Annotated in this window: 13 protein-coding genes; 6 read left to right on the forward strand and 7 right to left on the reverse strand. The window is 67.7% G+C overall.

The features are described from left to right. Window positions 1–49: 49 nt before the first annotated feature. Entirely contained in the window at window positions 50–1,399 is a 1,350-nt protein-coding gene (locus ROP_RS19205) for a membrane protein (protein ID WP_012691073.1), read from the forward strand. Between the two features lie 3 nt (window positions 1,400–1,402). On the opposite strand, the gene ROP_RS19210 is transcribed toward ROP_RS19205, so the two are convergent. Continuing rightward, entirely contained in the window at window positions 1,403–2,842 is a 1,440-nt protein-coding gene (locus tag ROP_RS19210) for an amidase (RefSeq protein WP_012691074.1), read from the reverse strand. 107 nt (window positions 2,843–2,949) lie between these two features. Further along, window positions 2,950–3,573: a superoxide dismutase gene (locus ROP_RS19215; RefSeq protein ID WP_012691075.1), complete on the reverse strand. Its 624-nt coding sequence runs from the start codon at window positions 3,571–3,573 to the stop codon at window positions 2,950–2,952. A 258-nt stretch (window positions 3,574–3,831) separates the two neighbouring features. Between ROP_RS19215 and ROP_RS19220 the strand changes: the two genes are divergently transcribed. Together ROP_RS19220 and msrA are read left to right on the forward strand one after the other, a co-directional pair. After that, entirely contained in the window at window positions 3,832–5,025 is a 1,194-nt protein-coding gene (locus ROP_RS19220; protein ID WP_012691076.1) for an acyltransferase family protein, read from the forward strand. After that, complete coding sequence (gene msrA, locus ROP_RS19225; protein ID WP_043824982.1) at window positions 4,985–5,695, forward strand: peptide-methionine (S)-S-oxide reductase MsrA; 711 nt, start codon at window positions 4,985–4,987, stop codon at window positions 5,693–5,695. The genes ROP_RS19220 and msrA overlap by 41 nt, the downstream gene beginning before the upstream one ends. A 1-nt stretch (window position 5,696) precedes the next feature. Here msrA and ROP_RS19230 read toward each other — a convergent pair whose 3' ends face one another. Both ROP_RS19230 and ROP_RS19235 read right to left on the reverse strand, forming a co-directional pair. Then, a complete protein-coding gene (locus ROP_RS19230; RefSeq protein ID WP_043824983.1) occupies window positions 5,697–6,164 on the reverse strand; it encodes a DUF1772 domain-containing protein in 468 nt (155 codons plus the stop codon). A 2-nt stretch (window positions 6,165–6,166) separates the two neighbouring features. Then, window positions 6,167–6,997, reverse strand: coding sequence for an NmrA family transcriptional regulator (locus ROP_RS19235; RefSeq protein WP_012691079.1), 831 nt, complete (start codon window positions 6,995–6,997; stop codon window positions 6,167–6,169). Between the two features lie 81 nt (window positions 6,998–7,078). On the opposite strand from ROP_RS19235, the gene ROP_RS19240 reads away from it, so the two are divergent. Beyond that, on the forward strand, window positions 7,079–8,020 hold the full coding sequence (locus tag ROP_RS19240) for an AraC family transcriptional regulator (RefSeq protein WP_012691080.1): 942 nt from the start codon (window positions 7,079–7,081) through the stop codon (window positions 8,018–8,020). 108 nt (window positions 8,021–8,128) lie between these two features. Then, on the forward strand, window positions 8,129–8,722 hold the full coding sequence (locus ROP_RS19245; RefSeq protein ID WP_012691081.1) for an Rv1733c family protein: 594 nt from the start codon (window positions 8,129–8,131) through the stop codon (window positions 8,720–8,722). Between the two features lie 8 nt (window positions 8,723–8,730). On the opposite strand, the gene ROP_RS19250 is transcribed toward ROP_RS19245, so the two are convergent. After that, on the reverse strand, window positions 8,731–9,042 hold the full coding sequence (locus tag ROP_RS19250; protein WP_012691082.1) for a DUF3303 domain-containing protein: 312 nt from the start codon (window positions 9,040–9,042) through the stop codon (window positions 8,731–8,733). Between the two features lie 374 nt (window positions 9,043–9,416). Further along, window positions 9,417–10,346 (reverse strand): LLM class F420-dependent oxidoreductase, encoded by a 930-nt coding sequence (locus ROP_RS19255; RefSeq protein WP_012691083.1) that lies wholly within the window; start codon window positions 10,344–10,346, stop codon window positions 9,417–9,419. A 67-nt stretch (window positions 10,347–10,413) separates the two neighbouring features. Here ROP_RS19255 and ROP_RS19260 point away from each other — a divergent pair, with 67 nt between their 5' ends. Further along, complete coding sequence (locus ROP_RS19260; protein ID WP_012691084.1) at window positions 10,414–11,280, forward strand: S49 family peptidase; 867 nt, start codon at window positions 10,414–10,416, stop codon at window positions 11,278–11,280. Here ROP_RS19260 and ROP_RS19265 read toward each other — a convergent pair whose 3' ends face one another. Further along, entirely contained in the window at window positions 11,281–13,062 is a 1,782-nt protein-coding gene (locus ROP_RS19265; protein ID WP_012691085.1) for a hypothetical protein, read from the reverse strand. Between the last annotated feature and the right edge of the window lie 447 nt (window positions 13,063–13,509).

Below are 13,509 nucleotides of genomic sequence, written 5' to 3' on the forward strand. Positions count from 1 at the left end.
TCAGAATCGTCACAATCTGCCGCTACGAAAGGCACCTATCCTCACCGGAATGACCTCTGAGCGCGCACGGAATTCCGCGAATCACGCCCGAACCGAGTCGACGCGAAAGGTCCTCACACCGCGGCGGGTCGCCGCGGCCGCCATGGCCGGTCTGGTGCTGGTATCCGCCTGCGGGCTCGGATACGTGTTCTTCGGCGACGGCGCGGCGGACAGCCGGACGGTGGCGATCGTCAACACCGACGCCGGCGCGACGGTCGACGGAAAACCGGTGCGGGCGAGCGACACCCTGATCGAGAAGCTCGAGGCGAACGAGGCCTTCGACTGGCAGGTGGTCGACGCGGGCGCCGCCGCGGGCGGCGACTGGTTCGCCACGGTGACCGTGCCGGAGGATTTCAGCGAGGCCGTCTCCTCGGTGTGGGGCGCGAAGCCGCGGCAGGCGACCCTCGACCTCGACGTCGCGGGTTCCGACTCCGCGGCATCCGAGGAATTGTCCGGGGTGGTGTCCTCGCAGATCGGCGCGGACGGCATCACGGATCTGCTGGCGGATATGTCCTCGTCGCGGACGCGGTTCCAGCAGGCGGGAATGACGGCCGGGTTCCTCGCGGCCGGGACCGCCGCGGCGGACGATGCGGCGCAACAACTCACCGAGGGCGCCGACACTCTTCTCCCGTATCTCGAGACGGCGCGAGCCGGCTCGGTGCAACTGCTGGATGTGGCCGATCAGGTGGCAGGCGTGGTCGGCGAGACGACGGGAACTGCAAACAACCTTGCGGACCGGCTGAGCGCGCTCGGGCTGACCCTGGGTGAGGCGAACGACAGTGCCACCCAGATGCGCACCAGGATCGACGACGCGATCCGCGTCCTCGACGGCACTCCCGTTGCACCGGACGTGGTCCCGTCGCTCCGGCAGGTCGGTGCCGACCTGGACCTGCTCTCCTCGCAGCTGGGTTCGGTGCCCGGTCTGCTCGGCGGACAGGTCGGCCCCGACACCGACCTCGGCGAACTCGTGCGCGTAGCGATGGGTCAACTCACCGACGCCAGCAATCAGCTGAGCAGCGGTGCACGGCAACTGAACGACGGCATCGTCCCGATCGCCGATCAGGCGCCGGCGATGCTCGAGGGCGCCACCTCGCAGATCGTCGACGGGTTCGCGAAGCTGAAGACGCTGTCCGGGCAGCTGTCCACCGACCTCAACAACGGGGTCACGGCGATGCCGGTGCGGACGGCGGCGCAGCAGAACCAGTTGGCGACGGTGCTCGCCGAACCGGTCGCGGTGAGTCGCACCGTGTCCGCGCCGACACCGATCCTCACCGCCGAGCACCTCGCCGTCGGCTTCGGGATCACCACGGTGCTGCTCGCGGGCGCCGTCGTGTGGATGGGACTGCGGCGCAGGGCCTGACCGTCAGCCGGCGTCCTGGATGCGACGCCACGGCGCGGCCTGCTCGAGTTCGAACGCCAACTCGAGCAGGGTCCGCTCGTCGCCGTGGTCGGCCGAGAAGTGCGACGCCAGCGGAAGACCGCGGGACGTCTCGTGCATCGGCAGCGAGATGGCGGGCCCGCCCGATGCGTTGTTCAGCGGCGTGAACGCCGTGTAGGCGATCAGTTTGTCGAACAGTTCCTCGAAACCCTGTGCCGGCGAGAGATATCCGAGCTCGGGAGTGGTGTGGGCCAGGGTCGGGGACAGGATCACGTCGTACTTCTGGAAGATCTGCGCGTACTCGCGGTACGTGCGCCGCAACCGGTACAGCACCCGCGGCGTCTTCGCGATGTTCTTGCGGTACATCGCGGCGAGTCCGCGGGTCAGGTTGTCCGTGGCGTCGCGGTCGAAGTCCGGTCCGAGCATCCGCTTGCCGTTGCCGGAGATGACGAACGACAGGAATCCCCAGTAGATGCAGAAGTCCTCGACGAACGAGGTGCCCACCGGCATCGGGCACTCCTCGACGTGGTGCCCGAGGTCCGCCAGCAGATCGGCGGTCGCGTGGACCGACTTGCGGGTTTCGTCGTCCGTGCGGGATGCGGTGACCGAGTCGACCACCACCCCGACCTTCAGACGGGTGCTGCTCGGCCCCTCGACCAACCGGATGGGCGGCAGCGCGGGATTGCGGTAGTAGCGTTCGGCGGCCGCCATCCACCGCGCGGTGTCCCGCACCGAGCGGGTGACGGCGCCCTGCGCGATGATCCGGATCGGCAGCGTCTTGTCCATGGCGTCGGGGACCGTCCGTCCGCGGGACGGTTTCAGGCCGACCAGTCCGCAGGCGGCGGCGGGGATGCGGATGGATCCGCCACCGTCGTTGGCGTGTGCGATCGGCACCACCCCCGACGCGACGAGCGCCGCCGAACCACCGGACGACGCTCCGGGTGAGTACGCGAGATTCCACGGATTGTGCACGGGTTCGGCGTCCATGAACTCGGTGGACGCACTGAACCCGAACTCCGGCAGCCGGCTCTTCCCCAGCGAGAGCAACCCGGTGGACAGGTACTGCGTGACGAAGTCGCTGTCGGCCCGGGCCGGCTTCGCGGCGAACGCGACGCTGCCGTGCTGGGTGGGCTGGCCCGCGACGTCGACGTTGTCCTTGACGACGGTCGGCACTCCCGCGAAGAGGCCCTCGTGCGGGCGGTCCGCCTCCGTCAGCGCGCGGTCGAAGTCGGCGAACGCCAGGGCGTTCAGCGCGGGCCCGACCGACTCCGCGCGCGCGATCGCCGCCTCCGTCACCTCGCGGACCGACACCTCGCCGGCGGCGATCCTGGCCGCGAGGCCGGTGGCGTCGAGGTCGCCGAGTGCGTCGTCGCGGAAGGCGTGGACGACGGTGTCGTCCCGGGCGGGATTGCTGGACTCGGTCACTTGTGAAGCCTATTGGACGCTCGGCCTGATCGGACGGGATTCCGGTCCCGAAACGAGCACGGGCGCCCGGAACATGTCCGGGCGCCCGTGGCTGCGAGAAGCGAGAACTAGACGATCAGGCCCGCGGTCTGGGTGCGTGCCTTCTCGAAGCGAGCGGCGACGTCCGCCCAGTTGACGATGTTCCAGAAAGCCTTGACGTAGTCGCCCTTGACGTTCTGGTAGTCGAGGTAGAAGGCGTGCTCCCACATGTCCAGGAGCAGCAGCGGCGTGAGGCCGATCGGGATGTTGCCCTGCTGGTCGTACAGCTGGACGATGAGCAGGCGCTGGCCGATGGAGTCCCAGGCCAGGATGGACCAGCCGGAGCCCTGAATGGCGTTGGCGTTGGCCGAGAAGTGGTTGCGGAACGCGTCGAAGCCGCCGAACTGGTCGTCGATCGCGGCCGCGAGCTCACCGGTCGGCTTGTCGCCGCCGTCCGGCGAGAGGTTGTTCCAGAAAACGGTGTGGTTGGTGTGGCCGCCCAAGTGGAAGGCGAGGTTCTTCTCGTGCAGGTTGACCACGGCAGGCAGGGTGTCGGACTCGCGGAGCTCGGCGAGCTTGTCGAGAGCCGTGTTGGCACCGGTCACGTACGCGGCGTGATGCTTGTCGTGGTGCAGTTCCATGATCTTGCCGGAGATGTGCGGCTCGAGAGCTGCATAGTCGTACGGGAGTTCCGGCAGCGTGTAAACAGACACGAGGGTCCCTTCATCAACGGGCTGTGAGCCCTGGTGTGTTCCGGGTGCCGACGGCGCGTGGGCACGCGCCTGACACCCGCCTGTGGCGAATCGTTCTCGGGTATATACCCAATCTCATTGGTACACCCTGCGCAACAGTTGGGGTCACGGAGTGATTCCCGGAAAAGAAAGTTCGGGCACCCGAAAAAACCCTCGCGCGGCGACACTGAATGTCGTGAGAATTCGTCCGAGCGGTGAACGGAACCTTAAGCTGACGCGATGCCTTCGCTGACACCTGTTGCAGATTCGCATGCGGCCGCGCCGCGTGTGGAGCTCACGGGCGCGAATCTGCTCCGCTTTTTCGCTGTTCTGGCCGTGATCTACTCGCACATCTCGTTCTATCTGATCGACGACCTCGGAACCGGATGGTGGTTCATCGACGTCGTCTATCAGATATTCATCGAGCGGGGCGGACTCAACCAGCATTTGTCGTTTCTCGGGGTCGCCGTCTTCATGATGCTGACCGGTTTGCTCATCACCCGTTCGGCCATTCGCCACGAGCCCGGACATTTCCTGTTCAATCGACTCGGCCGCATTCTGCCCGCATTCTGGGTGGCCGTCCTCGCCGCGATCGTGCTGGTTCGCCTGGGCATCAACGGCATGTTCAGCGGCCAGGACGGTGTGTCCAACGTCGACGCCGCGCTGAGTTTCGTGCTCGGCGGGTTCTTCCTCAAACCGGAGGTCGCGGTGCTCGGGGTCACGTGGACCCTCGCCGTGCAGATCCTATTCTACTTCGCCTGCGTCGCCGCGCGTCCCGTTCTGCGCACCCTACCCATCGCGATGCCCATGGCCGGCGCCTCGATCTGCGCCCTGATCCTGCTCTACAACCTGTACGCGCCGCAGCCGTACACGGTCCCGATGCTGTCGAAGATCGCCGCGACGCTGCCCGCGGTGTTCCTCGGGCAGATCATCTACCTCGGCTGGGCGCGGCTCGCGGACTGCCGGTGGATCGTCGTCGCCGGGCTGGCGCAGGTCGAGGTGATCCGCCTCGCTACCGACTTCCGGGTGTACTGGGCGGGCGATCACTACCTGTGGACGTTCGCCGTCGTCACGGCGGGTGTCGTGCTGGTGGGCCGATACGACGGGCCCGCCGCGCACTGGGCCGTCGTGCGGTGGACGGCGACGCGCAGTTACGCGATCTACCTCGTCCACACCCTGATCCTGTACCGGGTGTACGAGCACACGGTCGGCTCGTTCGGTGAGACCGGTGCCGTCATCGCGTTTCTGGTGGTGACGGCGCTGGTGTCGGAGGCGCTCTACCGGTGGGTGGAGATACCTGCGACGGGCTGGGTCACCGCCCGCGCCGAGCGGATGCGCACGCAGTCGGCGCTCGTCCGTGAGACCACTCCGGTACCGCGCGTAGCATCGAATCATGTCTTGGTACGACGAGCTTCTGGGTCGAGCAGCCGCTAAGTCCGTGATGGTCACCGCCGAGGACGCCCTCCCCGGACGTAGTCAGCCGATCCCGGTCCCGGCGACGCACTTCGTCAACGGCCACCCCCTGAAACCCCCGTTCCCCGAGGGCCTGCAGACCGCGGTGCTGGGCATGGGATGTTTCTGGGGTGCCGAGAAGGAGTTCTGGCAACTGGACGGCGTCTACACCACCGCGGTGGGGTACGCCGGCGGTTACACGCCGAATCCCACGTACGAGGAGACCTGTTCGGGACGCACCGGGCACACCGAGGTGGTGCTCGTGGTCTTCGATCCGAAGGTGATCTCGTACGCCGAGATCCTCAAGGAGTTCTGGGAGAACCACGATCCCACGCAGGGCATGCGGCAGGGCAACGACCAGGGAACGCAGTACCGTTCGGCCATCTACACGATCGACGAACAGCAGGTGGAGATCGCCGAGGCCACCGGTGAGGCCTTCGAGAAGCGGCTCGCCGAAGCCGGATACGGGGCGATCACCACGGAGATCGCCCCGCTCACGCAGTTCTACTACGCCGAGGACTACCACCAGCAGTACCTCGCGAAGAACCCCGGCGGGTACTGCCCCGTGCACGCCACCGGCGTCAGCTGCCCCGTCGGCCTGCTGAAGCAGGACGAGGTCCCGGCACAAACCGACATCCTGCCGCCCTCATAGGTCAACCACGGGTCGCGGACCACGTGAGCACCGCGGACGCCGCGATGGCGCTGACGGTGCGCACGTGGTTCCACCCAGTCCATCCCGAGACGTAGTCGCGCCAGAAGTCCGCCGAGCCGGCCGCGGTGGGATCGATGGCGTCCAGCGCGTTGTTGTGCGGCACGTGGTAGACGATGGTCAAGACGATCCCCACCAGATACAGCGCGCACGCGATCACCGCGTACACGGCCGAACCGTCGTGCCGCACCACGCTGACGATCACGAGCGCGATCGACGTCAGTGCGGTACCGAACAGCGCCGTCATGAACCAGAAGTTCGGGGCCTCACGATTGATCGACTGCATCGCCGAGATGCCCTGAGCCGGATCCAGGCGTCCGAGCCCGGTCATGATGAACGTGGAGAACGCAAACATCACGCCGCCCACCACTCCGGCGCCCACCGCCGTGACGATCGTCAGATAGCGCTCCATGATCACACCCTCCAGGCCCCGGCCGCCGCTGCGGCGCGGACGTACTCGGTGAAGTCGCGGGGCGCCCGGCCCAGTGCGCGTTCCACCCCGTCGGTGAGCGAGGCATTGCGCCCGTCCAGCACCTCGTCGAACAGGTAGGCGAGCAGGCCGATCGCGTCGGACGGTACCCCCCGTTCGGTCAGCGCCGTCGAATACTCTTCCGAAGGCACTGGTGTGTATCGGATTTCGCGACCCGATGCGTCCGAGATCTCGGCGACGGCGTCACCGAAGGACAGCAACCGCGGTCCGGTCAGTTCGTACAGTTCGCCGGCGTGGCCGTCCCCGGTCAGTGCCGCGACGGCGATCTCGGCGAGATCGTCCGCGTCGACGAAGGGCTCGAGCACGTGCCCGTCGACGGGCAGCGCGAGGTCGCCGGCGAGCAACGAGTCGAGCATGAAACTTTCGCTGAAATTCTGGCTGAACCAACTGGACCGCAGGATCGTCCACTCGGCTCCCGCCTTGCGGATCGCGAGTTCGCTGCGTTCCGCCTCGGTTTCGCCGCGACCGGAGAGCAGGACGAGTCGCCGGGCGCCGTTCGCGACGGCCAGGCCCGCGAACTCCTCGACTACCTCCGCCGCTCCCGGCACCGCGAGATCCGGGTAGTAGGCGATGTACACCGAGGTGATTCCGTCCAGGGCCGGGCGCCAAGTGTCCCTGTTCGCCCAGTCGAACGGGGGCGTGCCGGAGCGCGAACCGCTCCGGGCGGGCACGTTTGCGGCGGCGAGACGGGCGAGGACGCGGCTGCCGACCTTGCCGGTTCCGGTGAGGACGAGGGTGTGCGGTGTCGTTGTCATGCCTTCAGTCAAGACGGCTGCAGTGAGACTTTCCATGGTTGAAACCCGCCGATCCATACGCAAGCGTCTATTCTGGGCGGTGTGGATCCCCTCGCTGGTCTCATAAGTGGTCCCCGCGCCGCCGGAGCGTTCGTGCTCCGCTCGATCATGGAACCGCCGTGGTCGCTGCAGATCGACGACCACGCGCCGCTCAGCCTCGTCGCGATGGGCCGTGGCGAGGCCTGGATCCTTCCGCACACCGGCGAACCGGTGCAGCTGACCGAAGGCGACGTCGCGATCATCCGCGGACCCGAGCGGTACGTCGTCGCCGACCACCCGGACACCCCGCCGCACGTGATCATCAACCCCGACCAGAGTTGCACGACGCTCCGCGGTGAACCGCTCGCCGAGGCGATGGACCTCGGCGTGCGCACCTGGGGAAACAGCGCGAACGGGCGCACGGTCATGCTGACCGGGACCTATCAGACCCCCGGAGAGATCAGCCGGAGACTGCTGTCCGCGCTCCCCGAACTCGTCGTGCAGCGCCGCGCCGACTGGGACTCCCGGCTCGTCACGCTCATGCACGACGAAGTGGTGCGCGACGAGCCCGGGCAGGAAGCGGTCCTCGACCGCCTCCTCGACCTGCTGCTCATCGCCGTGCTGCGCGCTTGGTTCGCGAGGCCGGCGGCCGAAGCGCCATCCTGGGTGCGGGCGCAGGCCGACCCGGTGGTCGGCAAGGCGATGCGGATCCTGCAGAACAACCCGTCACGCCAGTGGACGGTGGAGTCGCTCGCCGGGGAAACCGGACTGTCGCGGGCCGCCCTCGCACGCCGGTTCACCGAACTCGTCGGCGAACCGCCCATGACTTTCCTCGCGGGATGGCGGCTGTCGCTCGCCGCGGATCTGCTTCGCGAACCCGACGCGACCGTCGCATCGGTGGCGCAGCGGGTGGGGTACGGAAGCGCATTCGCGCTGAGTGCGGCATTCAAACGTGTGCGTGGAGTGAGCCCCAAGGAGCATCGTGAGATGGCGGGGAGCGGATGAGTGTATTACGGCACAGTGCCCAATAACACACCGGATCGACTTGATCTTGTTTGCCTTGCGTACGACCCTGGATGGTAGGGAATTGTCGGCGAGAGGACCGGATCCGGAATGTGGAACAACTCTCCAGCACGGGGGCTGCGTAAGCGGTCGGCTCGTCAGCGGCACAACCCGCTTCTCCGGCGCTCGGACCGGATCGAGAACATGCTCACCCTCGCGGTCGTGGTGCTCGCCTTCGCGATGCTGCCCCTCGCCATCCTCGTGGGCGCCCGGACCATCGACAGTCAGCTGACGCTGGCGGAGAAGCAGGTCGCGGACTACCGCACCGTCACCGCCACCACGGTCGCCGACTCCACCGGCGTGTCCGTCACCTCCGACGTCGCACCGTCGGGCGTCGACACCGCCCCCGCCAAGTGGACCTGGGGTAACGAAACCCGGCACGCCGACATCACCGTCGACCCCGCCACCCCCTCGGGGACGAGGCAGGACATCTGGGTCAACGCCGACGGCAACCTCACCACCGAGCCGATGTCGTCGTCCGCCGCCCGCGTGGCCGGTGTGATCGCCGGACTGTTCACCTGGTTCGCGGTGATGATGATCGCGCTGTCCGGCTTCCTCATCTGCCGCGCCTCCCTGAACCGCGCCCGCGACGCGCAGTGGGACCGCGACCTCCGCCAGTTCCTGGACTCGACCACCCGGCACTGAGCCCGGGATCAGCTGATCGAACCCCGGAATTCGACCGCGTGCTGCGCGGCCTCCGTGGTGACGGCGATGTCGGCGACCGGGTAGACGTGGAATTCGAAGAAGGGCCCGAACTTCGTCGGACCGTCCAGGATGTCGTTCGGATCGTCCGCCTCGACGAACGCGAATCCGCCGGTGCCGTCCAGTCGGCCGAGGAACTGATGGAAATTCGCACCCTCGGCCGGCGTCCATCTCGCGAACACTTCGAGACTCCGCCGCGCGGCCTCCTCGTTCTCGGCGGCAGAACCGCCCTCACGCACCGTCCACGTAATCACGTACTTCATCGCACCCTCCCGAGGGCGTGCTGGGATCAGCTCGTCGGGACCGCGCCGAGCTGTTGAACAGCCCCTCCGCGCCGCTCCGGTCGTACTTCGAGCATTCCACCGCAGGAAAGGGAACGGAACGTTCCTGAGCCCGCCGAATGATCCTGCCATCGCAGAACGGAGATGTGATGAGCCGGAGTCCGCGACTACGTGAACTGGGGCTGGTGCTGCCCCGCCCCGTCCAGCTGCCACCATGTCCGTACCCGACGACGCCACACACTCGGCCCGGCTCACCGCATTCGGCCCGGACGTCGGCGACCACGCGCACACGGCGATCGGGGTAGCGCGCTGCCCCTGAATCTTCCGGTCGTCGTGGCCGCCGAACTGGAATTCGCCTAGCTCAGTTGCGGAACGACCTCGCTCGCGACCAGTTCGAGATGGTCGAGGTCGCCGAGATCGAGGGTCTGCAGGTAGATCCGTTGCGACCCGGCCTCCGCGTAGCGGCCGATCTTGTCGACGAGTTCGGCGGGCGATCCGGCGAGCCCGTTCTCCCGCAGCTCGCTCACCTCGCGTCCGATGTTCAGGGCGCGTTTCGCGATCTCCTGCTCCGTCCGCCCGCAGCACAGGACGAGCGCGTTGGAGTACACCAATTCCGCGGGATCGCGATCGATCGTCTTGCACGCGAGCCGGACCCGTTCGAACACGTCCCGCGTCTCGTCGACCGACTGGAACGGGACGTTGAACTCGTTCGCGTACTTCGCCGCCAGCGCGGGGGTCTTCTTCTTACCGGTGCCGCCGATCAGGATCGGCGGACCCTGCGGCTGCTTCGGCTTCGGGAGCGCGGGCGATTCCTTGATCGTCAGGTGCGTCCCGTCGTAAGCGAAGGTCTCGCCGAGGGGAGTGCGCCACAGCCCGGTGATCACGGCGAGGGACGCCTCGAGCCGCTCGAACCGCTCCTTCAGCGGGGGGAACGGAATGCCGTACGCCTGGTGCTCCGCCTCGAACCAGCCGGCGCCGATCCCGAGGTCGACGCGGCCGCCGCTCATCTGATCCACCTGCGCCACCGAGATGGCCAGCGGTCCCGGGTACCGGAACGTCGCGGAGGTGACGAGGGTGCCGAGGCGGATCGTGGACGTCTCGCGGGCGATGCCCGCCAGCGTGATCCACGCGTCCGTGGGTCCGGGCAGGCCCTCGGTGTTCATCGCGAGATAGTGATCCGATCGGAAGAACGCGCCGTATCCGAATCGTTCGGCGGCCTGCGCCACCGCCAGAAGATCGTCGTAGGTGGCACCCTGCTGGGGTTCGGTAAAGATTCGCAACTCCATGGAAACCACTCTGCCCGATCCGTGACCGTTTCTGCCGCAAGGCCGCGGTGCGCTATACGCTGATTTCATGGCGAAGATCCCACTGAACCTGCCGAAACCGCTGGCCGACAAGCTGCCCGACGCGTTCGGCGGCTCCGGCGCCGGGGTGGTCCCGGTCGTGCGCCTGCAGGGGATGATCGCGTCCGGCGGAGCGGGTTTCGGACGCGTGCTGAGCGCGGAATCCGTCGAGGAACCGCTGCGGCGCGCGTCCACCACACACGGTGCGAAGGCGGTGGCGCTGCTGATCAACAGCCCCGGCGGATCGCCGACACAGAGCGAATACATCGCCGCCCGCATCCGTCAGCTCGCCACCGAACACGAACTGCCGGTGCTCGCGTTCTGCGAGGACGTCGTCGCGTCGGGCGGCTACTGGCTGGCCTGCGCGGCCGACGAGATCTACGCGACCGCCACCTCGGTGGTCGGCTCCGTCGGCGTCATCTCGGCGGGCTTCGGGTTCTCCGAACTGATCGACCGCCTCGGGATCGAACGACGGCTGCATTCGGCCGGCGAGGCGAAGGCCCGCCTCGACCCGTTCTTCGCGGAGAAGTCCGAGGACGTGCAGTGGCTCGAACAGATCCAGGAAGGCATCCACGACGAGTTCCGCGACTGGGTGGTCGGCCGCCGCGGAGACAAGCTGAAGGCGGCCGAGGCGGAACTGTTCGACGGCGACGTCTGGCTGGGGCGCCGGGCCGTCGAACTCGGCATCGTCGACGGGATCGGCACCCTGCGCGAGGTGGTGGAGAAACGGTTCCCCGACGCCACGATCGAGATGACCGGGCCGCGCCGCTCCCTCTTCGCGAAACTCGGACTGCCCGCCGCGAGCTGGGACGATGTGACCGCGGCGATCCTCGGCGCGGCGAACGCCCGCGTCGCCTGGTCGCGGTACGGGCGGTAACTACTTCGGCACGACCACCCCGACCGGACCCACCCCGACGCACACGGACAGGTTCGGGGTCAGGGTGCTCACGCGCAGGCTCTGACCGCCGCCGGTGAGTCGCACGAACACCGAATTCGGGCCGCGCTGCACCGGAACCCGCACCGGGCTGCCGTCCTCCATCGCCACGGCGATCTCCCCGTCCGCCGTGGCCAGATAGTTGAGCTCCGCCGTCCATTCCCAGCCGGTCAGCGGTCCGTCGAGGGGAATCGGTTCGAAACTGCGCCGGTCCACCAGGTGCCCGCAATCCGGGACGGGCCCGGGCTCGATCGCGCGCACCCACGTCACCTGGGCGTCGACCACCGCACCGGCGTCGTCGATCATCCGGAGGTCGGGGGTGCTGTCGGAGAACTCGGGACGATCGCGCAGCGGCGCGAGGACCCGGCTCACCAGGTTGTTCGGGTACGCCACCGGCAACAGAACCCAGATGGACGTGGGCTGCTGGAGGATCGGTGCGTCATTACGTTCGGCGAGCGACGCGCGCGCGGTCGCGAGGTAGCCGGTGGTCGGGTTCTCCTCCCAGCTGCGGGTGAACGTGTACGTCGACCACAGGCTGCTCGCGACGAACGCGGCGACGACCGCGACGACCACCGGCGGCCGCACGCGCACCGGATCGGCCCGGCGCCGGGGTGCACGCACGATCAACGCGACGGCGATCGCGAGGATCACCGCGGTGTCGGTGAAGTACCGCAGGGTCTGCGCGAGCTCGTAGGTGGTGTCGGCGCCCCAGCGGGTGACGACCATCGCCGTCACCGACAGCAGGAAGTACGCGGCCGCGAGAATCCACACCCCGCCGATCCGGCGTTTCACCCGGACCGTCGCGACGACCGCTACGACGAGAACGACCCAGCCGGCCACCTCCAGCGCCGTCGACGGGGACGCCCACGGGGGACTCGGAATCCACCGCTCCCACGTCCACGGCCCACCCACCAACGTGGGCAGCAGCCCGAGCGACGTGCCGTGGTGGAGAAGTTCGAATGCCCGCGACGCGCCCGCCCATTCCCACTGCGACGCCACCGTGGAGAAGTAGATCGCGGCCCACACCGCGAGCACCGCCGCCGACGGGATCCACAGGGCCGCGCCCCGCCGCAGAGTCGACCGCACCGGCCGCTTCCGCCCATAGACGTGACCGAGCAGGGCGACGGTCGCGAACGCGGCGAACGGAACGACGACGGACTTCTCGAAGAACAGCAGCGACGCGATCAGCACGAGCGTCCCGGAGACGGCGTACCGCCGCCGCCCGGTGCGGCACAGCTTCAGGGCGTCGCCGGCCACCCACGCCAGCGCGATCTGCAGCGGCAGCGCGTTGAGCGCCGCCGCCCACCACGCGAACGCCGGCACCGTCAGAGGAGAGAACAGATAGATCGCCAGCGGCACCAGCAGCACCGGCCGCAGCCCGAGGATCGTGCGAAGCAACCGGAACACCGCATACGACGCCACCGCCTGCAGCGCGATCATCGTCAGCATCGGCAGGACCCACTGATACGGCGCGATCCGCGTCGCGATACCCGCCACCAGGAAAGCCCCGGGCATGAGGTGACCGTCGTGGTCGTAGAGCAGGAGGTCGCCGGAAAGCAGGGGGAGGCTGCCGCCGCGGCCGGCGAGGATCAGATCGTCCCAGTAGAAGTCGCTGTTGGCGGCCACCCACGTCCGCACGAGAAGTTGCACCACGATCAGGGCGGCGGCCACCCGGAGGACACGGGCGGGCCCGAGGTGCCACCGCGAACCGGCGTCTTCCGTCATCGGTTTCCGAGATTACAGATTGGGTGGAACCAAACCGCGCCGGGCTGCGTCAGATCAAGTGTCGGGACATTTTCGCCCGGCACAGGTGGGGGGAGACGACGGCCGGTCCGGAGTTCTCGGGTCGCTTCGCGGGCGATCCGAACTGGAGGGGTAATTCCGGGCCGAGCCGTCGGCCATCCGTGTCCGAATGTTCACCGAGCTGCGATGTCAAATTCATCCACCGCTGTGGACCGTTCATTCGAAGCTGTCAACAATCACCGATTCACATGCGCTCTGACCTGTGTATGAGTACCACTCACACTGTCCATAACTGTGTATGAACCTGTGGAAACTGTGGATAACTCGGCATTTCCGGTGGTGCAGCTCACACATACTCCCCGAAAAGGACGATTCGGTCGTGGGCTGCCCGTATTCGCGGGTCGTGACAGAATCGGCAATATGAAGTGG

It is taken from the genome of Rhodococcus opacus B4 (assembly GCF_000010805.1).
Lineage (GTDB): Bacteria > Actinomycetota > Actinomycetes > Mycobacteriales > Mycobacteriaceae > Rhodococcus_F > Rhodococcus_F opacus_C.